This is a genomic window from Pseudoalteromonas sp. SANK 73390, assembly GCF_054966645.1.
In genome coordinates, this window is record NZ_ARPN01000013.1 from 81,232 (window position 1) to 99,894 (window position 18,663).

At 38.0% G+C, this 18,663-nt stretch carries 17 protein-coding genes; 9 read left to right on the top strand and 8 right to left on the bottom strand.

Translation table 11 applies throughout. From position 1 onward, the window contains the following. Positions 1 to 141 precede the first annotated feature (141 nt). Genes SANK73390_RS01480 through SANK73390_RS01490 form a run of 3 tightly spaced genes read left to right on the top strand, consistent with a single transcriptional unit; the run spans position 142 to position 4,480 of the window. Positions 142 to 1,038, top strand: coding sequence for a GGDEF domain-containing response regulator (locus tag SANK73390_RS01480; RefSeq protein WP_462762640.1), 897 nt, complete (start codon positions 142 to 144; stop codon positions 1,036 to 1,038). Beyond that, complete coding sequence (locus SANK73390_RS01485; RefSeq protein ID WP_462762643.1) at positions 1,039 to 3,324, top strand: sensor histidine kinase; 2,286 nt, start codon at positions 1,039 to 1,041, stop codon at positions 3,322 to 3,324. Further along, a complete protein-coding gene (locus SANK73390_RS01490) occupies positions 3,296 to 4,480 on the top strand; it encodes a response regulator (protein WP_462762645.1) in 1,185 nt (394 codons plus the stop codon). The genes SANK73390_RS01485 and SANK73390_RS01490 overlap by 29 nt, the downstream gene beginning before the upstream one ends. Before the next feature lie 60 nt (positions 4,481 to 4,540). Here SANK73390_RS01490 and SANK73390_RS01495 read toward each other — a convergent pair whose 3' ends face one another. Further along, on the bottom strand, positions 4,541 to 5,107 hold the full coding sequence (locus SANK73390_RS01495; RefSeq protein WP_462762648.1) for a DJ-1/PfpI family protein: 567 nt from the start codon (positions 5,105 to 5,107) through the stop codon (positions 4,541 to 4,543). Positions 5,108 to 5,295: 188 nt separating this feature from the next. Between SANK73390_RS01495 and SANK73390_RS01500 the strand changes: the two genes are divergently transcribed. The 3 genes from SANK73390_RS01500 to SANK73390_RS01510 all read left to right on the top strand — a co-directional run bounded on the left by SANK73390_RS01500 (position 5,296) and on the right by SANK73390_RS01510 (position 8,856). Beyond that, on the top strand, positions 5,296 to 7,449 hold the full coding sequence (locus tag SANK73390_RS01500; protein WP_462762703.1) for a M3 family metallopeptidase: 2,154 nt from the start codon (positions 5,296 to 5,298) through the stop codon (positions 7,447 to 7,449). Between the two features lie 458 nt (positions 7,450 to 7,907). Beyond that, positions 7,908 to 8,093, top strand: a complete 186-nt coding sequence (locus SANK73390_RS01505; protein WP_462762651.1) for a hypothetical protein — start codon at positions 7,908 to 7,910, stop codon at positions 8,091 to 8,093. 304 nt (positions 8,094 to 8,397) lie between these two features. Then, on the top strand, positions 8,398 to 8,856 hold the full coding sequence (locus tag SANK73390_RS01510; RefSeq protein WP_462762654.1) for a GNAT family N-acetyltransferase: 459 nt from the start codon (positions 8,398 to 8,400) through the stop codon (positions 8,854 to 8,856). A gap of 140 nt (positions 8,857 to 8,996) precedes the next feature. On the opposite strand, the gene SANK73390_RS01515 is transcribed toward SANK73390_RS01510, so the two are convergent. The 3 genes from SANK73390_RS01515 to SANK73390_RS01525 all read right to left on the bottom strand — a co-directional run bounded on the left by SANK73390_RS01515 (position 8,997) and on the right by SANK73390_RS01525 (position 11,105). Further along, positions 8,997 to 9,554 (bottom strand): DUF3833 family protein, encoded by a 558-nt coding sequence (locus SANK73390_RS01515; RefSeq protein ID WP_462762657.1) that lies wholly within the window; start codon positions 9,552 to 9,554, stop codon positions 8,997 to 8,999. 9 nt (positions 9,555 to 9,563) lie between these two features. Beyond that, positions 9,564 to 10,076 carry a chalcone isomerase family protein gene (locus SANK73390_RS01520; protein ID WP_462762660.1) on the bottom strand — a complete coding sequence of 171 codons (513 nt, stop codon included), beginning with the start codon at positions 10,074 to 10,076 and terminating at the stop codon, positions 9,564 to 9,566. Positions 10,077 to 10,163: 87 nt separating this feature from the next. Next, positions 10,164 to 11,105 carry a LysR family transcriptional regulator gene (locus SANK73390_RS01525; protein WP_462762662.1) on the bottom strand — a complete coding sequence of 314 codons (942 nt, stop codon included), beginning with the start codon at positions 11,103 to 11,105 and terminating at the stop codon, positions 10,164 to 10,166. A 58-nt stretch (positions 11,106 to 11,163) separates the two neighbouring features. On the opposite strand from SANK73390_RS01525, the gene SANK73390_RS01530 reads away from it, so the two are divergent. Further along, positions 11,164 to 11,649: an N-acetyltransferase family protein gene (locus SANK73390_RS01530; RefSeq protein ID WP_462762664.1), complete on the top strand. Its 486-nt coding sequence runs from the start codon at positions 11,164 to 11,166 to the stop codon at positions 11,647 to 11,649. Positions 11,650 to 11,687: 38 nt separating this feature from the next. On the opposite strand, the gene SANK73390_RS01535 is transcribed toward SANK73390_RS01530, so the two are convergent. The 4 genes from SANK73390_RS01535 to SANK73390_RS01550 all read right to left on the bottom strand — a co-directional run bounded on the left by SANK73390_RS01535 (position 11,688) and on the right by SANK73390_RS01550 (position 17,556). Beyond that, positions 11,688 to 12,263 carry a uracil-DNA glycosylase family protein gene (locus SANK73390_RS01535; RefSeq protein WP_462762706.1) on the bottom strand — a complete coding sequence of 192 codons (576 nt, stop codon included), beginning with the start codon at positions 12,261 to 12,263 and terminating at the stop codon, positions 11,688 to 11,690. 984 nt (positions 12,264 to 13,247) lie between these two features. Continuing rightward, complete coding sequence (locus SANK73390_RS01540) at positions 13,248 to 14,891, bottom strand: hypothetical protein (protein ID WP_462762667.1); 1,644 nt, start codon at positions 14,889 to 14,891, stop codon at positions 13,248 to 13,250. A 70-nt stretch (positions 14,892 to 14,961) separates the two neighbouring features. Further along, the gene (locus SANK73390_RS01545) at positions 14,962 to 16,848 is read right to left on the bottom strand and encodes an alkaline phosphatase PhoX (RefSeq protein ID WP_462762670.1); all 1,887 of its coding nucleotides are present in this window, start codon (positions 16,846 to 16,848) and stop codon (positions 14,962 to 14,964) included. A gap of 180 nt (positions 16,849 to 17,028) precedes the next feature. Beyond that, positions 17,029 to 17,556, bottom strand: a complete 528-nt coding sequence (locus SANK73390_RS01550) for a lipocalin family protein (RefSeq protein WP_462762673.1) — start codon at positions 17,554 to 17,556, stop codon at positions 17,029 to 17,031. A 100-nt stretch (positions 17,557 to 17,656) separates the two neighbouring features. Between SANK73390_RS01550 and SANK73390_RS01555 the strand changes: the two genes are divergently transcribed. Both SANK73390_RS01555 and SANK73390_RS01560 read left to right on the top strand, forming a co-directional pair. Continuing rightward, positions 17,657 to 18,109: a YaiI/YqxD family protein gene (locus SANK73390_RS01555; RefSeq protein WP_261594477.1), complete on the top strand. Its 453-nt coding sequence runs from the start codon at positions 17,657 to 17,659 to the stop codon at positions 18,107 to 18,109. Further along, positions 18,106 to 18,633: a DUF6942 family protein gene (locus SANK73390_RS01560; protein WP_462762676.1), complete on the top strand. Its 528-nt coding sequence runs from the start codon at positions 18,106 to 18,108 to the stop codon at positions 18,631 to 18,633. The genes SANK73390_RS01555 and SANK73390_RS01560 overlap by 4 nt, the downstream gene beginning before the upstream one ends. The last annotated feature ends 30 nt before the right edge of the window (positions 18,634 to 18,663 follow it).

Consider the following 18,663-nt stretch of genomic DNA (forward strand, 5'->3'; position numbering starts at 1 on the left):
ATATCTTTTAATTCAACTGTTCAGAAAATGTTAGTAGTCAAATCAAAGCGTTCTGTTGTAATGCGCTTTTGCAAATCCCCCGCCGTCAACTAAAGTTAAATCAAACCTTCTCTATGATGATAACTTACGGAATAAGTTGCGATGCACGCTAATATTTTAGTGGTTGAAGATGATGATATAAATTATCTGGTGCTTCAAAAAATTCTCTCCATAGATTATACGGTGCAGCGCTGTGTCAGTGGTTTTGCATGTATTGAGTATTGTGAGTTACATCACCCTGATGTGATTTTGATGGATGTGGAAATGCCAGGTTTAAATGGCTTAGAAACATGCCGAGCGCTAAAGGCGCGATCAGATACTAAAGATATTCCCGTAATTTTTGTTACTTCTTATCATCAAGATCATGAACAAACAAAATGTTGGCAAGCTGGGGCAAGTGATTTTGTTATAAAGCCTGTTAATGCATTAACGCTGCGCCATAGAGTGGCTGCACAGGTTAAACTAAAGAATCAGCATGCACAATTAGAAGCCATGGCATTTGTCGATGGATTAACTCAAGTTTATAACCGCCATTATTTAAATTCTGAATTTGATAAGCGCCTATCGTATGCAAAACGAAATGAGACTGCGTTTGCATTGGTCATAGGTGATATTGATTGTTTTAAAAAATATAACGATTTTTACGGGCACCTCAAAGGAGATAAATGTTTAACGCAAGTTGCACAATTAATTCAAAGCAATCTTTTTAGAGGTGAAGACGCCATAGTGAGATATGGTGGGGATGAATTTGTTTGCATTGTCCCTCAAGTCAGTATTTATGGTTTGGAGACACTCACTAATAAGCTACAGAGCCGTATAAAAGAGGCTTACATTATTCATGAAGGGTCTGAACTTGGCTATATAACGTTGAGTATAGGTGCTGTATATAGTGATGTTGTAATAGAGACAAATGGTCAAAGATGGCTACAAGCAGTCAATGAACTACTCTGCTTATCAAAAAAGAATGGCCGAAACTGCGTGACGATAAAGGAGCTATAAATGGTGGGATCAAAAAAACCTACTTATCGATGGATTAAGCGTGTACCTCTTTCTAGTTGTTTGATTATATTGATTATTATAATGGTTTCTGTCGTGTGGGTATATGATCGTAATATTAAAAAGCAGGCGCAGAACACCGTAGCAAAACAACTTGCAGAACTGTTGGTTGAGCAACAAGAGGTATTTGAAAATGAAGTAAAGATATATAGAAATTACATTAACTTTTTAGTTGATACTCCGCCAATACAAGGGATCTCGCGAGCACAGCGCAACCAAGGAATTGACCCTAAAGATGGCACGAAGACTGAGTTGTGGAAAAACCGTTTAGCGATGATTTTTAGCTCGATGATGTATACCTATGGTGAAATTAACCAATTACGCTTACTCGATGGTAAGTCAGGCGATGAGTTGGTGAGAACAGACCGCTATGGTGGTTTAGTTGCTGTGCAACCACACACTAAATTACAAAATAAGTTCCACAGAGATTACTTTACACAAGCTCTTAAGTTAACAGAGCGTCGAATTTATGCCTCTCAGATAGATTTAAATAAAGAGCATGGAAAAATTGTCTATCCGTTAGAGCCTACTTTGCGAATCGCAATGCCAGCTTATAATGAGCATAATGAACTGTTTGCTGTTTTAGTGGCGAATATTAACGCACATGTGTTACTTGATAAGCTTAAACATGTATTACCAATAGGTATGCAAGTGAATTTATTAACACCTGATGGGCACTTTATTTACCATCCTAATGAAGCTCTGCGTTTTAGCAAAGATCTTAACCCACAGGAAAATTGGCAATCGTACTACAGAGAGCAACCTTGGTTAGTTAAGAATGTTTCTATTGTAAGCTCTGAAAATATGGACTATTTGACACAGCGAGCAGAGTTATTTGCGTCATCTAATTCAGACACAGGTAGGGTAATAGGGGTTAGTTTAATACCGTATGCACAATACGAAGAAGCACTACAGTACAAGCGCTTAAGTGCTTATTCTCTAATTTTTATAATCGCGATTATCTTTACGTTAGGTTTGCTGGCTTTTTGGGCTTACTTCAGAAATAACCAGCAATTGCTAGAAGCCCGCTCTCAACTAGCGGATATTATTAATGGTGCATCAGACGGTATTATTGGCTTTAATAATGAACTAAAAATAACCAGTCATAACCATGCTGCGGAACAATTTTTTACCGAGCTAAAAGACATAACAAATGCTTCATATAAACGACTGAACCGTTATATCCCTGAAAACTATCTGCATGCCACCTTATACAATGTATCAAATAGGTTACCGTTAGAGGATTTAGAAATTAAAGTAGCGTTGGAAAATAAGGATTTAGATTTACACTTAACCGCATCACCTATTCATTCAGTGGATGGTCAATTACTTGGCTTTGCAATGTTTGTCACCGATATTACAGAGCAAAATAAAGTCCGTACTGAAATTGTTAAAATAAATGCGTCTTTAGAGGCGAAAGTTGAGCAAAGAACCTTAGAACTGGCGCTGGCTAAGGGTCGTGCTGAAGAGTCATCAAAGGTTAAAAGTGCTTTTATATCGAGTATTAGTCATGAGATGAGAACGCCTTTAAATGGTATTTTGGGCACCTTAGATCTTGTGCGGCGTGAAGCGCTCAGCCAACAACAATCTAATTATTTAGATATGATGAGCACCAGTGCAAAGACGTTATTGAGTTTAATAAATGATGTTTTAGATTTATCGAAAATAGAGGCAGGAAAACTGGAAATGGATCGCCAGCCTTTTAATCCAATTCAAATGTTAGAGCATGTTGCCAGCTCAGTAGGAATAAAAGCACAGCAAAAGCATCTTGAATACCTATTAGATGTTACTGACGTAAGATACCTCACTCTTGAAGGCGATGCAGGGCGTTTAAAGCAAGTACTTTATAATTTGATTAGTAATGCAATTAAGTTCACTTCATGCGGCGGTGTTTTTATTTATGCTAAAACAAAAGAAGATGATAAGCAGGTATGGTTGGAAGTATCAGTTAAAGACACCGGAGTGGGGATTGCAAAAAATAATTTTAATCGCCTATTTGAAGCCTTCAGTCAAGAAACACAAAGCGTGTCAAATGAGTATGGCGGAACGGGGCTGGGTTTATCTATATGTAAACAGCTATGCGAATTAATGGGTGGCAATATCCAATTTCAATCAGAAAAAGATAAAGGCAGTACGTTTTCATTCAATATTCCCTATGCTCGTCATAATTCAAAAAAATTGAATTTGATTCCTATTTTAGATGGTAAAAAAGATTTTTTTAGCGGCTAAAACTAAACCTGAAGAAACATACTGGAAAAAAATTATAGAGTTATTTGGTGCCAGTATTTGTGATTTGGATCATGCTGATTTTTGGTTGATTGATTTTGGTAGTGAACTTGGACAAAACCTCTCTACTGGACCAAGTATAGGAAAAAAAGCATGCTTTATTTATGACCCAATCACAGATCCGACTCCTCCCAAATGTGCTTTAGCTACTATTAGCAAACCTGTGCGTTATATTGATGTACTTGCGGCCTTTAATAAAGCTGATACTCTGACGCTTTTTGGCCTTGCTAATACCCATGGTGAAAGTAAAAACTTTGCTAGTCGGTTTTCTTTACTCAAAGGGCATACGGTTATCATCGTAGATGATAACCAAATTAACTTAGAAGTCGCAAAAGGAGTATTAAGCGCTCATCATATTACATCAATATTGGTGCATTCAGGTCATGAGCTCCTTGAGAAGCTAAAAGGATATGCACTAGAGCAACTAGAAGTGCTTGCCATTTTGATGGATTGTAATATGCCAGTTATGACAGGGTATGAGGCAACGGCAGCTGTTCGCTCAGGCGAAGGGGGAGAGTTTTATAAATCAGTGCCTATTATTGCACTTACGGCAAGTGCTATGCACGGAGAAGCTGAGCGTTGTAAATCGGTTGGTATGAATGACTATGTTACTAAACCGATAGATGCTGAAAGATTATTTAGTACGTTAAGTAACTATGTTGACAAGGCAGCAAGTGTGAAAGCTTCACAGAGTATACAGCTTAGCAATTCCCCTGATAGGGATAATAAATATCAGGCCCCTGTTGATATTCCATCATTAGATAGTACAGCAGCGCTAGCACGTTTAATGCATGATAAAGATTTATACACAAAGATTTGTCAATTGTTCAAAGAAAGCGCGAATGCTCGCTTAACTGAATTGACAGATGCAATTGAGCAAGTTGACGAACAGGGAGTAAAGCAGGCAGCTCATGCACTGAAAGGTCAAGCGGGCGATGTTGGTGCTAAGCGATTGCATCATCTAACAAATCAACTTGAAATATCAGCACAAGATAAAGAGCAAAGCGAAACACATCGAGCACTGTACGTTGATATAAAAATTGAGTTAGAGCAAGTTTGCGCACAAATTGATCTTGAGGTTATTAATACTGCAAGATAATAAAAAATATTGCGCTAGATGAGCATTGGTTGCAAAGTTGATTATGATACTTGGTGTGGTTCACCCCAAGTATTCCATTTGTTGAGCCGTTTGCTTGGCGATTCTTTCACCAAATCTTTTTTCCAATAGGGCTAAGCTCATGTCTATACCCGCAGATACTCCTGCTGAGCTAGTAAAATTTTGATCCATAATATAGCGAACGTTGCCAATAACATGAAGTTGTGGATATTGATGCTTAAGTTCATCTATATCTTGCTGGTGAGTCGTCACTTTTTTTTCATCAATAAGCCCAGCAGCTGCATATAAAAACACACCAGTACAAACAGAAGCACAAGAACGCGTATGTTGAGCTGTTTCTGCTAGCCACTGCAAAATAGTTGGGTTTTTAACTATGCCATGATGTTTTCCACCTGCAACAATGAGTAAATCAAAATGTGGGCTTGCATAGATACTGTAATGGGGGTTTACACTCATACCACCTCGTGTTCTTACTGGTGACTGTGAGGGGGCGATTAAACTGATATTTATATGTTCGTCAACAAAACGGTTTGCCGTTGAGAACACTTCATATGGTCCTGTAAAATCAAGTACTTCAACACCATCATAAATGAATATGCCAATGTTCATAATGCCTCCGCTAGTTGCATTAGAGTTTTAACTAAAATTTTAGTTATAGTGAGCATAAAATAATAACTCAATTTTACTTTCACCGCAGTATATGTATTTTTACCGCTTTAATGTTGCAGTTTTTTGTTCCCGATTTAGACTGAGGAGGTTTAACTGACGATTATAAAATAAAAATCTGAGAGCATATGATGATAAAACCAACAATTACAGCTTTGAGCGCGGCAATCGTATTTGCCCTATCGGGCTGCACTGCAATGTCAAATAACGAGCAAATAATGACTGAACAAGTCGTACAAAGTAATCCGCTATTACAAAAGTTTAAAGGTCCATATCAAGGTGTTCCCCAGTTTGACAAAATGGACTTAGCAGATTTAAAGCCCGCTTTAGAGGCAGGTATGGCAGAGCAGCTTGTTGAAATTGAGGCTATTGCAAACAACTCCGATGCACCCACATTTCAAAATACTATTGTTGCTTTAGAAAGAGCAGGTCAAACACTTGACCGTGTTTATACCTACTATGGCATTTGGAGTGCAAATAAATCTAGTCCTGAGCTAAGAGAAATCCGTAGTGAGATGGCGCCAAAACTATCTTCTTTTAACTCCAAGATAACACAAAACAGCAAACTTTTTGAGCGTGTAAAAAGTGTGTACGAAAGTGAAGAATTGAAAAACTTAACGCCAGAAGAACAGCGTATAACTTGGATGACATATAATAGCTTTGCTCGCAACGGCGCTACGCTAACTGGTGAAGCAAAAGCACGCTACACAGAAATAAACCAAGAGCTTGCATCTTTGTATACTCAGTTTTCTGCAAATGTGTTAGCCGATGAAGAAAGTTATGTGGTGTATCTCAAAGAAGAGCAATTATCAGGCTTGCCATCGTCATTTATAGACGCAGCAGCAGAAGCCGCAAAAGAACGTGGTAAAGCGGGGATGTATGCAATTACAAATTCACGCTCTTCTATGGATCCATTTTTAACGTACTCTACAGAGCGAGCTTTAAGAGAACAAGTTTGGAAAAACTATTACAACCGTGGTGGAAATGGTGATGAATATGATAATAATGCAATTATTAAAAATATTCTGACTTTACGTCATGAGCGTGTAAATTTGCTTGGCTATGAAAATTACGCGCAATGGCAGCTTGAATCACGCATGGCAAAAACACCTGCTAATGCGATGGAGTTGATGAATAAAGTATGGCCTGCTGCAACCGCAAGAGTAAAAGAAGAAGTTGGCGATATGCAATCTATTGCAAATAGAGAAGGAGCTGACATAACGATTGAGCCTTGGGATTATCGCTTTTATGCTGAGAAAGTTCGTAAAGACAAATATGACTTAGATTCAAATGAAGTGAAGCAGTATTTGCAATTAGATAAACTCAGAGATGCCATGTTTTATGTTGCTGGCAGGTTATTTAACTTCGAGTTCATAGAAATCCCCACAGGTAAAGTACCTGTTTTTCACCCTGATGTGAGTGTTTGGGAGGTAAAAGATAAGGTGACTGGTAAGCACATAGGTCTTTGGTATCTTGATCCATTTGCTCGAAAAGGTAAGCGTTCAGGTGCTTGGGCAACCACTTATCGAAGCTATACAACCTTTGATGGTGAAAAAAATGTACTTAGCTCAAATAATTCTAATTTTGTAAAAGGTGCTCAAGGCAAACCAACTCTAATTTCTTGGTCAGATGCTGAAACATACTTTCATGAATTTGGTCATGCTTTGCATTTCTTAGCTGCAGATGTGGTATATCCAAGCTCACATAATGGTGTTAGAGATTATACCGAGTTTCAATCACAGCTTCTTGAGCGCTGGTTAACAACCGATGAGGTAATCAACAAATTTTTGGTACATCAAGAGACCGGTGAACCTATGCCTAAAGAGTTAATCGCAAAGATCAAAAAATCATCGACTTTTAACCAAGGCTTTGCTACCACAGAATATATGGCGTCGGCAATAATGGATTTACTATATCACAGTACCGATCCCGCACTTATTGACCCTGCTAAGTTTGAAAAAGAACAGTTAGAAAAGTTGGGTATGCCAAAAGAGCTGGTAATGCGTCATCGCAGTACACATTTTGGTCATGTATTCTCTGGCGAAGGTTATGCTGCTAGTTACTATGGATATCTTTGGGCTGAGGTATTAACTTCTGATGCAGCTGAAGCGTTTGCAAGTGCGCCAGGTGGTTTTTATGACTCAGAAGTTGCTGCGCGCTTAGTCGAGCACCTTTTCTCAGTAAGAAATGCAATTGACCCAGCTGAGGCATACCGCTTGTTTAGAGGTAGAGATGCCGATGTAAGTGCGCTAATGCGTGATAGGGGTTTCCCAGTCAAAAATTAATAGCTAAAAACAGAGAGGGCATTGCCCTCTCATACTGTAAAAAGGTTATAAAGCGTTTTACTTTGATGTATTATGAAGACATGAATTTAGCTTTTGCAAAAGAAGTCAGTTAAGTTTGTAAAGGGGGTTTACGAAAAGAGTATTAATCATATAGTTAGTTTTCTTTGAGAGTACTAAAATAGTGGTATGCAGTAATTATTTATACTTTATTGTGTTATTTTTAAACTGGTAAGATGAGTTTGTTATCTGCTTAATATTTAAAGATAATTTACTATTTTTTAGTTTTTTTGTATGGTTATTTTCTTTTATTCTAGTTACTTTGTTTGAGTTTTTTCAATCTGTTTGTTATAAATACTAATACTTTATTAAGACAAAGTTCATTTAGTCGCTACTACTGATAGAGTTTCATGCAAGGATGTTGTGCTTTTTGTTAGCTAGTTTTTATTGAGGAGCGCATCATGGCATTATTTCGTACTTATAGTTTGGATTCAGAGCAACAGCTAACATTGCCTATTACTATTGGTATTACATTATTATTGTTAGCACTGACATTGTTTACCTTTCCAAGCCAAGCGGATGGCGTAAAACACTCGACAGTTAAGCAAACACAATGTATAGAGAGTGATTGTGAACAAGCGCATTAGGCATTTTTTTATTGTAGTATATCCATTATGGGCGCAGTCAAAGTGTTAAGTAACTTAAAACGTTTTTAACTTGTTATTTATAATGAGTTATGTATCGTTATTGATGCACAATGACTGTTTTATAGGCACATCTCTACTTCCTTTTTGACAACTTATGACACAAAGTATTTAACTTAATTACTTCTTTCAAAAATGAATTAGTCAAATCTTATCGATAATGGGATAAATAGACTTGTTCATTTATTTCAACTCGGTATAGTTTATTATTCGCCAAAATAAGTATGCACATTACTGAGAATTATCTATGCAATTAGTCGATTTAAACCCTGAAGACCCAAGTGTTATTGAAGTATTTTCTGAAATCGACCGACTTATGAACACCTTATATCCAATCGCCAGTGATCAGTCCTTGAGTCTTGAAGAGCTTCGTAAGCCAAACGTATATGCAGTAGGATTGAAAAATGAGGATGGGATCGTTGCATGCGGGGCAATTGTAAAACAATTTAATAATACTCTGTATGGTGAAATTAAACGACTGTATGTGTGCCCAAGTTACCGAGGTAAAGGTTTATCAAGGCGTATTATGCAAATACTGCTGTATTATGCTGGTGAAGCGCAAATCCCAGTGATCCGTTTAGAAACTGGCAGCCAGCAAACAGAAGCAATTAATTTATATGAGAACTTAGGGTTTAAACGCAGAGCATGTTTTGGTTTTTATCGAGATAACCCATTAAGTGTATTTATGGAACTATCACTTAATTAGGTGGGAAGTTGATAGACGTAACATGTTCATTGCGTCTATCAAATGAGCTGTATATTTAATTACAGCTTTTTACGTCTATATTGCTGTGTATTAAGTTGTTGAAAGTAAGGTTTATTTTAAGGGTGAAAGGTTCGGTTAATTTATTTAACAGTGACCGATTCTAGCTGTACTCGCTGCATAAAAATCGTAACTTCGGCCATGGTAAGACCGAATTTTTTAATGTAAGAGCGGTTTACAATCGTGCTGTCATTAAATGACCAGATCCAATCATCAAACTCAACTTTATAGCTGGTGTCGTCAACGGGTAAGTCCATCATATACTGCCAACGCATTGCGTTACCATATAAGTTGCCCTCAGCAAGTCCTAAGATATCACCGGCACTGCCTTGTAGCTTATTATTACCTTTTGATGATATTTTCCATACTCGATGAGCCACCCCCTCCCCTACTTCATAATGAAATGTTTCGTCCAATGTTAGTACATTGCTACTATCAATTGAGCCGTCAATATCAACAGTAAAGCGTTGTACAAGATCCCCTGAGCGATTTTGTACAATACCCCACGCCTTAACTTTGCCATTGAAAAATATATAAGGATCAAAAGCTGGATTGATAGTTTGATACTTATCTGCATTAATACTGGTGCCACATCCACTGATAAGTGTAAGAACGGTTATGAAAGTTATGACTTTGAACATGGTAGTCCTCTATTTTAAGTTGAGTAGCGCTTTGCGCATATTGGGTTCTGATGTACTCTCGGCAAGCCAAATAGCAAAAAATTTTTCTGTAAATAGAGTATCGTCAACTTCACCAATGAAAGAATCTCTTAAGTAAAATCGGCTTGTGCCTTGCTGTGTTCGTTCACCGTACAACTCTGTTCCATCAGTAACATCAGGAAAGATAGCCTGCATTTTATCAAGCCACATGGAAAGTCGTTGTTTGTCTGTAAACCCTTGCTTTTTTATTTCTTCAATCGATCGAACCGCGATGTCTTCACCTTTCAAATCACGCAAATAATGCAGTTTAAGCACAAACGGCTCTGAGATATCAAATTCTCCGTTTGGCGCATACAAAGTGGCTTTGTACACATCCCAAAACAAATAACTTAGTGTAGGAGAGCCGCCTACAGGTTCGGATGACAAAAGCAGTTTTTGAGATATAGAGGCTTTAGTAAAAGGCGCTAAAAGCAAAAACCCTATTAGTAGTAGCTTGATGTTCATACTTTATCCATAAGTCGTTACGCATTTGAGTTATACGGCTAAAGTGACATTTTGGATCGAAAATCTAGCTGCTTCTGTAAAGGGGTGTTACAGCTTAATAAATTTATTGAACTGTTCAATAAACCACTTTAATTTTGGATCGTTCTGTCTGGTTTTATGAAAATACAACTTGATTTGATAGTCTGGGATAGCTAGTGGTGGGACACGTAATACAAGGTTGAGTTGTTGTGCAATTTGTTCTGCATATGCGTTTGGCAAGGTAAGCAAGTGATGGGAGTTTTGTAAGTAATATGGGGCAGTTAATACATGTGGTAATGTTATTGCCACTTTTCTGGCTTTTTTCATTTTTGCTAGCATAGTATCTACAATCCCTGTTGTTTCGTTCCACGGTGCGATAAGAATATGTGAGTATGCTAAAAAGTCAGTAATGTTGAGGGTTTGCAGACTGGCTAATGGGTGTTGTTTAGATAGCGCTGTAACGTATTTATCTTTAAACCATAATAGGTCGACGATACTTTCACTTTTCTCTTGCTGATGAGCAAAACCACAAGCGAAATCAAGAGTATTATCTTGCAAAGCTTCTTGAGGAATCCGTTGTTCCAATGATACAAACCTCAGGTTTACATTAGAAAATGAGGTATTAAAGTTGTGTATTAACGGTTTTAGACACCAAGCAGTGTAGTCGGTTGTCGCTATAGTAAAGGTAGTGTCGTTATTTATATCAAAAGGCTCAAATGGTTTTAGCCCGTCAGTAAGCTGTTGTATAGCAGGTAATACATTGTGTGCGATTTGCTGAGCGAAAATAGTTGGCTCCATTTTATTTTCAATACGGATAAATAATTCATCACCTAACCTTTGCCTTAGACGTGTAAGAGCGTGACTACAGGCTGATTGACTGAGGTTTAAATCTTGTGCTGTTTTACTGACTGAAGCTGTTTGATATAAAGATGCAAATAGTTTTAGTAGGTTTAAATCTATGTTGGGTAGCATGTATGTATCTCCTGCATCTAGCTGCTGCATAATATGCATTTAATTCATGTTGTATTTTATCATACACTAATGCTTTAAAAGTAAAATGGAAGTAACCATGAGTATTCAAATACGTTCAGCAGAAAAACAAGATGCAGCAACAATACTAAATTTTATTAATGAGTTAGCTATTTATGAAAAAGAACCCGATGCTGTATTGAATACAGTATCAGAGATTGAAGCGAAATTGTTTTGTGAGCACGCTCGAGCACATGCATTGATATGTGAACAAGATGGAGAAGCAATTGGTTTTGCTGTGTATTTCTACAATTATTCTACTTGGTTAGGAAAGCATGGCTTGTACCTCGAAGATTTGTATGTTTCACAAGACAACCGAGGTAATGGTGCTGGTAAAGCAATCATGCAATATTTGGCACGGCAGGCATTAGCTAATGATTGCGGTCGTTTTGAGTGGGTTGTTTTAGATTGGAATAAGCCTGCAATTGAATTTTACGATAGTATTGGTGCTAAAGCGCAAGGTGAATGGATAATTTACCGTTTGGCTGGTGATGAGTTAAAATCTTTTGCAGAGCAAGGAAAGTAAGGTTATGAGGTCATATACCTAAAAATGCAGCGATAATTTTATGAGGATATAAGCGCATAGACACGCTTTTGAAGCTTTGGTATTACGTCTGTTTGAAACCATGGGTGGTGTTTGAGCCAAGCTTGGTTTCTGGGACTTGGGTGAGGTAATACTATGCGTTCAGGCAAAAGTGTTTGCCACTCTTTAACTTGCTCTGTAAGCGACTTATTTGGCTCCAAATGATAGCGCTGTGCATGTTGGCCAATGATAATTGTTAGTTCAATATTGTATAGCTGCGCTAGCAACTTTTGGTGCCATGTTTTTGCGCACTCAGGCGGTGGCGGTAAGTCACCGGTTTTCCCTTTACCTGGATAACAAAACCCCATAGGCACAATAGCAAAATAATCTGGATTGTAAAATTGTGCTTCGTTTATATTGAGCCAGCTTCTTAAACGCTTGCCACTGGCATCATTGAATGGCAGTCCTGTGTTGTGAACACTTAGACTCGGCGCTTGACCGGCAATCAGTATTTTTGATTGTTTACTTGCTTGCACTACAGGCCTTGGACCCAAGGGCAGTGAGTGCTCACATATTGTGCACATCCTTATTTGATCAAGTATTTTCATTTGGTTTATCTAAAGCGCTAAAAAACCAAGACTAACACAGCTTTACATCTTGATTCATCATAGCGTGAATAAATCAAAAAATTACTAACTGGATAACTCAAATAGCATTTGCAGTTATATGAGATCAGTATTTTACTGACTAAGTGTTTTTTTGGCTGGTATTTTAGCCAAACAAATACTTTGATGATGTAATTTCGAGTGTTTATCGAACTCAGATCATATTTTTACCAACTACACTTAGTAAAAATTTGATCTAATAGTGCTTAATTCTAAAAATCGTTAGTAAAAATCTGATCCCAATGACTTATAGTTAGTAAAAATCTGATCTCTATGACTTATGGTTAGTAAAAATCTGATCTGAGTACATTATAAGTTAGTAAAAATTTGATCTCTTTAAAAAACAAAAGTTTGTGTTAGTAAAAATCTGATCTCATCAAGCAAAAATAAATAAAATTTGACTCGTTTATATCAATTCAGTTAGTAAAAATTTGATCTCAATAATAACAATACACTCAAGATTGCTTGTCTGAGTCAAAGCAAGTTAGTAAAAATTTGATCTTGTGGATAGGATTGAAGCATTGATAATTCAATTACTATAGTAAGTGTTTGTTTTTATTATATTATGGTTATTTTAAATTCAAAGTGTGAAGAAGAGTAAGTGAGTCGTGAATAATACGAATATTACAATCAAGCTTGGTTAAATCCTGATCTTTATCAACTACTATACTGCAAAGCGTGTTGAAGGCGCTGTTGCATTCGATATTGCTAAGTAGATTTTCAGGTGATAGACCTACCTTTAAATGCTAATAATCTTTGGTTTACTTATCATAATTCGTTTTAGGCCCCTTCATCACAGTAACACGCCGATTTAAACACAATATAAATGTTAACATTGCTTAATAACTGCGCTGGTGTTGCTTAATAAAAGCCCAATCCTGTTAGGCTCTAAGTTAGTAAAAAGCTGATCCCATAATAGATCAGCTTTTTATCAAGTTAAAGATTTGACCAATCTAGTTGCATATCCCATACATAGCGGTGTTCTGGTTTTAGTGGTTGTTGCGATTCGTCAACTTGCTGTAGCACGTTCTGAGCTTCAACAAGCGTTGCGTCTCGACCAAATAAGTAGCTCTGCTCTTTTACTATAGTCAAATATGCTTTGTTCAATGCAAGAGCGCGCTCAGCTGAAGGAGTAATTAACTCGTATAGGTCTTTGGCATTGGCTACTTTTTGTTTATCAACATGGCCTTCGTCGTTAAACCAGCGCATCAGCATTTCTTTGTTTTGACGGAACTCATCGCCACCGCCAACACGCTCCATATATGTTAAAAACTCTCCTTGTTGTTCGCCTTTGTTTGGCACATCTTGCATTCCTTTTAAATTTATATAACCCCACCCCTTCTCTCCTGTGACTTTTCGGGCAAATGAAAAAGTCTGATCATAGGTTGAACCAATGGTTTTATGGCAGCCATTACAAAAAGCTAATTCTTGTTTATGCTGTGGCCTCAGTTTGCCTTGCTTATCTTCTATATAGCCATTAATTATCCAGCCAAAGGTATTGTTCACTCCCTGATCGCCTAAATAAAGCGTTTGTGGTAGGTTTTCAAATGACTTCTCTTTCGCCTCACGATAATAAGATGATGCTAAAGCCGCTTTAGATTTAAATTTGTGCTTTTTCATATAGCGAACTTCTTTCATTCGCGGTGCATTGTAAATCTCACCATTGTCATCAACTCCGATATACCTAACTGTATGTAAAAATTCAGTACCTTCAGGATAGAGCTGATAGGCTAATGTATCTTTGGCATCGCCAACATAATGACTTTGCTTTTTTAGGTGCGAAATTTTACTAAGTTGGCCATCATTGTTCAGATCGACCCCAATACGCTGTTCATCTATGGTGGGAGTAGATACGCTTTCAAGTCCTTTTAAAGCGGTTTCAACTAAGCTTAGGTTTGCCAGATATACATCTTGATTGTATACACCTTGGTGTGTTCTAAATGCCTCTGGTAGTCTGATCATTACATCACCCGTCGAGCCATTTGTAGGCCAAAAGGTGCTCGGAAAAGGTTTATAGTTAAATGCCACCCAGCCGCTACCATCTTTGGCAAAACCAAGTTGATCAAAGGCTTTTTCTGGATAAGCTAAGTTCTCTATAGGCGTGATTTCTCCTTGCCAATCATCTTTAACTTTTTGCTGCGCAATAAATTCGCTGTAATTGTCTTGATTAACCCATTCTAAAATTTGTTCATTTGAAATGTTTTTAACTAGTTCAGTTCGGTCTATAAATAGGTTTTTCCAGTGGTTTTTTGTGCCTAAATCTGAAAACTCATAGTTACCCTGTAGATTGCCATCAAACATTTGATTTGGTCTGTTGTTATCACTTTTGTCGGTTTGGTGACAGGCATAACAAGGGTTATTAACGCCGTCTGTTTTTGTATAGCATTGCGGCGGAATGACTGATTCAGCATTATAAACTTCATCATGCTCCATATAGGCTGTAGCGGGAATATCTTCATCAACACTATAAGGTGCATTGTTTGACAAGGCACTTTGTTGTAAGAGCTGAAATTGTGGTTTCTCATTGCATCCGACGAGCAAACCAAACGCTATTAAAGCGACAAAAGTAGGGTATTTCATTTTTATGACTTCCATATTTTAGGCAAAAAAAACGGCGGCTCGCATTGAGCGCCGTTTTATTTCAGTGGTGTTATTTAGACTTAGGGTCGTATAACCACAATGTATTATTTTCTTGGAAACCGTCTTCGCCAATAATGATACGGCCATCATTCATAACAATCACGTTGTCAGGTTGAGAAAGCTGATTAACGTCGCAGCGCTCTGCACCGGTTAAGCTAGAGCGATAAGTGGCCCCCATTACAACGGGTTCAATACGTGTTAAGTTGTAGCTGTTATCGATAGATGCGCGGTATACACCACCACAATCTTTCACGCGATTAGAAAGTTGAATATCACCTTCGCCATCAATCATGGTGTTATCAAGATCAGCAATACCAATGTACATATAAGCTTTATCAACGATTTCACCCGCAATAAGGTCTTGACCTGTTACAGCTTCAAGAACACGGTCATGATTGATACTAATGCCTTCGAGCTTACGCCACTCAGCTGTGGCACCTTTCAAACGTGCTGCTTGACGCGACTCTAGGAATACCACACGGTCATCCATAGGCTTTCCTGCTGTTACTGGGCTTCCGCCTTCGGCTTCAGTTGGGTAAGTTGCTTTACCGTCTGCCCAAGCCTGAACATCAGCCATAGAAATGTAGCTGGTTTTTCCATCAACAAAATCTGCAGTCGTGATGTTATCGTATTGAGCAACCCAAGTTTCGATGTTGGCATTGCTGCCCGTTGCAAGTTCTACCCATTCAATATCAAAACCAGTAACTGCAGGGTCATTAAGGCCTTCATCTTGTTTTAATTTAGCACCATAAAGTGTTCCTGAACTCAAATCTTCTGGTTGGTCTGCAATAAACTTAAATAGTACACCACCGGTGTCATCTTGAGATGAGTAAACAGTACGACGGTCAGGCATAACGACTGAGTTTTCATGCTCATAACGTCCAATGGTGAAGTGTTTCACCACATCAGGTGATTCAGTTGTTGGATTTTTTATTTCAGCAATATAACCGTAGCGATACGGGTTAGGGAAATCTGGAGCTACTAATGCTTCAATACCGTCTGTGCGGGTATTTGCAGGGTCGTTCCAACTCGCGTCAGTGGTTGTATCAACCCTTGAGTTAACAATCCACTCTTCAGATGTAAGAGGTGTTCCCCAAGGAGATACTGAACCAAAGCAGTTAGCCGCTGTGCCTTGAACTGAATCAAAGTCGACCATCATAGCTTCTGTAACAGACCATGTGCCCTTGGTATCTTTGCTCATTTTCAAGCGACTCATACCACCTGGGTATGATTCCCAGTTAGTGAATAAGAATCCTTCATTGTCAGAAGTTGCAATAAAACCGTTAAAGTCAGGGTTATCGTTTTTAATTATTTCTTGCTTTGAATTGATACCGTAATGAACGCCAAGTCCACCTGCAAGACCGTTTTCTCCAAGGTCAGAAAATACATCGCCTGTTTGGCCTAGTACTTGGTATTGTCCAATTGCAGACATCACAATTTGTGTTTCTTCTGTAGATTTAGGTACTGGTGAGTTCACAATATTGCTAGGTAGGTTGTTAAAATCAACACCTGTTAATACGCCCACAGTCCCTTTATTAAACATTTTGCCATTTATTTCAACTGAATTGCTATCGGCTGGATGTTGAACGTTAAAGAAGAGATCGCCTTTTTGAGTTAGAAATAGACCCGTAACTTCCGCACCATTTGGAACAGTTGCAATACGCACCAGACCAGCGCCAGCGCTCTTTCCGTCTTGACCGTCTGCGCCATCGTTGCCATTATTACCGTCTTGACCATCTACGCCGTTATTACCATTTTGACCGTCGCTCCCAGATAAACCCTGCTCACCTTGGGCGCCCTGCTCGCCTTTAATACCCTGCGCTCCATCATCACCATCACATGCTGTGAGCGCAAGTGTGACGGCACATGCGATCAAAGAATAGGCTAAACGTTTCATATTGTTACTCCAGTTTACAATTTCTAATTGTTGTTAAGGAGGCAATAGCTTGGTTTGTAGGTGTTACAGGCACCTGACAGTAATGTTATAATTTTTATACAGTTATAAGACGTATTGTATTTTTAAAAAACAAACAAGTCATAAAATTGTAAAGGGGGTTTACAAGTTGAATTGATTATCTTATTGAATATCATTATGTTGAACATAGATTAGTTGCTCTACTGCATAATCATATTGTTGCACAGTTTGAATAAAGTCATCAATGATTGACTGTTCAACAGTTGGTGTGCGTGCCAGTAGCCACAAATATTCTTTATTGTAACTAGTAACATAAGCATATTGATAATCTTCTTTGTCTAGCTTAAAAACCACGTAGGACCCATAAAAAGGACCGAAAAACGATACTTTTAAGTGACCTTCGTTAGGACTGCTTACAAATTTTGCGGTCCCGTTAGCTTGTTGCCATTGGTTATCTTGTGTGTTGTAACCTCTATTGATTACTTTGATTGAACCGTCTGAATTGAGTGAATAAGTAGCTGTTACGTTAGTCAGGTCTTTTTCAAAGCTATGGTTAAGCCGAGCGATTTCATACCACTTTCCTTTATATTGGTCTAATTCAAAATTAGAGACTGGTTTAATGTTAGTTGGTAAACCTGTGCATGCTGTTAGCAAAGTGATGAATGAGAACAGCAGAGTAAGATGCTTCATGTTAGCCTTATGATTATTTTATCTAAATAATAGTAGGTTACGAGAGTAAGAACCGTTAAGATCAACTTTATACTAAGTTATGAAGAGGTGAATTAAGAGTATGAAAATTTGGGTCGATGCGGATGCTTGTCCAGCCGTTATTAAAGAGATTATATTTCGTGCTGCTGAGCGCACGCAAACAACTACGACATTAGTTGCTAATCACGCTATGCGAGTGCCTGCCACCAAATATGTAAGCCTTTTACAAGTAAATAAAGGGTTTGATATTGCAGATAATGAGATTGTAAAGCGTGTTGAAGCAGGTGATGTGGTGATAACGGCTGATATTCCTTTAGCTGCTGAAGTGGTTGATTTAGGTGTGTTAGCTATTAACCCTAGAGGTGAGGAATATACTAAGCATAATATAAAGTCTATTTTAAATATGCGTGATTTTATGGATACCATGCGCAGCAGTGGCGTCGAAATGAGTGGTGGGCCTGCTAAGCTTTCAAGTGCCGATAAGCAAGCATTTGGAAATGCGCTTGACCGTGTACTTAGACAAGCCAAGTCATGAAAATACTAACTAATGGGTTAGGTCAAACTCAAGGGTTGGTAGCTATTTATATTGAACACTGCCCTCCTATGCAAGAGTACAAAAAACTAAAATCAATTCATAGCCTTAGCATTGGTGAAGTGAATATGATAAACCAAGCATCAGGGAATGGTTGGCGAAAAATTTTTAATGTTTACGCTAAAATATTAGGGCAACTACGCCATTCAGATCATAATTTTACTAGCTATGATAGCTGGCAAGATTATCGTGATAAGTGCTTGTTACAGAGTCATAGTCAAGAGGCATTGTTATTTAGCCCGCCACAGTTAGGCGATGACAATTATCGTTACCATGTTATTGCTGGCCGTACTTATGCTAAACAGTTACTTAGAGATCATATTTTTACTAACTCACTAGTATGGTTAGATGAGGAGTTTGCAGTTGATAAAAGGCATAATTTAGTTGTATGTCCATTTTTAGATTATCGGCAGTTAAGTAACATAAAAATCAGTAAATTATGTGACATATTAAGCGCTCTACACTAACCTAAATAGTACTCATAAGAGTCGTTGCTA

Bases quoted from the DNA above. Each gene is read 5' to 3' on its own strand.
- SANK73390_RS01480 (WP_462762640.1), top strand. From the start codon at position 142: ATGCACGCTAATATTTTAGTGGTTGAAGATGATGATATAAATTATCTG.
- SANK73390_RS01485 (WP_462762643.1), top strand. From the start codon at position 1,039: ATGGTGGGATCAAAAAAACCTACTTATCGATGGATTAAGCGTGTACCT.
- SANK73390_RS01490 (WP_462762645.1), top strand. From the start codon at position 3,296: ATGGTAAAAAAGATTTTTTTAGCGGCTAAAACTAAACCTGAAGAAACA.
- SANK73390_RS01495 (WP_462762648.1), bottom strand. From the start codon at position 5,107: ATGAACATTGGCATATTCATTTATGATGGTGTTGAAGTACTTGATTTT.
- SANK73390_RS01500 (WP_462762703.1), top strand. From the start codon at position 5,296: ATGATAAAACCAACAATTACAGCTTTGAGCGCGGCAATCGTATTTGCC.
- SANK73390_RS01505 (WP_462762651.1), top strand. From the start codon at position 7,908: ATGGCATTATTTCGTACTTATAGTTTGGATTCAGAGCAACAGCTAACA.
- SANK73390_RS01510 (WP_462762654.1), top strand. From the start codon at position 8,398: ATGCAATTAGTCGATTTAAACCCTGAAGACCCAAGTGTTATTGAAGTA.
- SANK73390_RS01515 (WP_462762657.1), bottom strand. From the start codon at position 9,554: ATGTTCAAAGTCATAACTTTCATAACCGTTCTTACACTTATCAGTGGA.
- SANK73390_RS01520 (WP_462762660.1), bottom strand. From the start codon at position 10,076: ATGAACATCAAGCTACTACTAATAGGGTTTTTGCTTTTAGCGCCTTTT.
- SANK73390_RS01525 (WP_462762662.1), bottom strand. From the start codon at position 11,105: ATGCATATTATGCAGCAGCTAGATGCAGGAGATACATACATGCTACCC.
- SANK73390_RS01530 (WP_462762664.1), top strand. From the start codon at position 11,164: ATGAGTATTCAAATACGTTCAGCAGAAAAACAAGATGCAGCAACAATA.
- SANK73390_RS01540 (WP_462762667.1), bottom strand. From the start codon at position 14,891: ATGAAATACCCTACTTTTGTCGCTTTAATAGCGTTTGGTTTGCTCGTC.
- SANK73390_RS01545 (WP_462762670.1), bottom strand. From the start codon at position 16,848: ATGAAACGTTTAGCCTATTCTTTGATCGCATGTGCCGTCACACTTGCG.
- SANK73390_RS01550 (WP_462762673.1), bottom strand. From the start codon at position 17,556: ATGAAGCATCTTACTCTGCTGTTCTCATTCATCACTTTGCTAACAGCA.
- SANK73390_RS01555 (WP_261594477.1), top strand. From the start codon at position 17,657: ATGAAAATTTGGGTCGATGCGGATGCTTGTCCAGCCGTTATTAAAGAG.
- SANK73390_RS01560 (WP_462762676.1), top strand. From the start codon at position 18,106: ATGAAAATACTAACTAATGGGTTAGGTCAAACTCAAGGGTTGGTAGCT.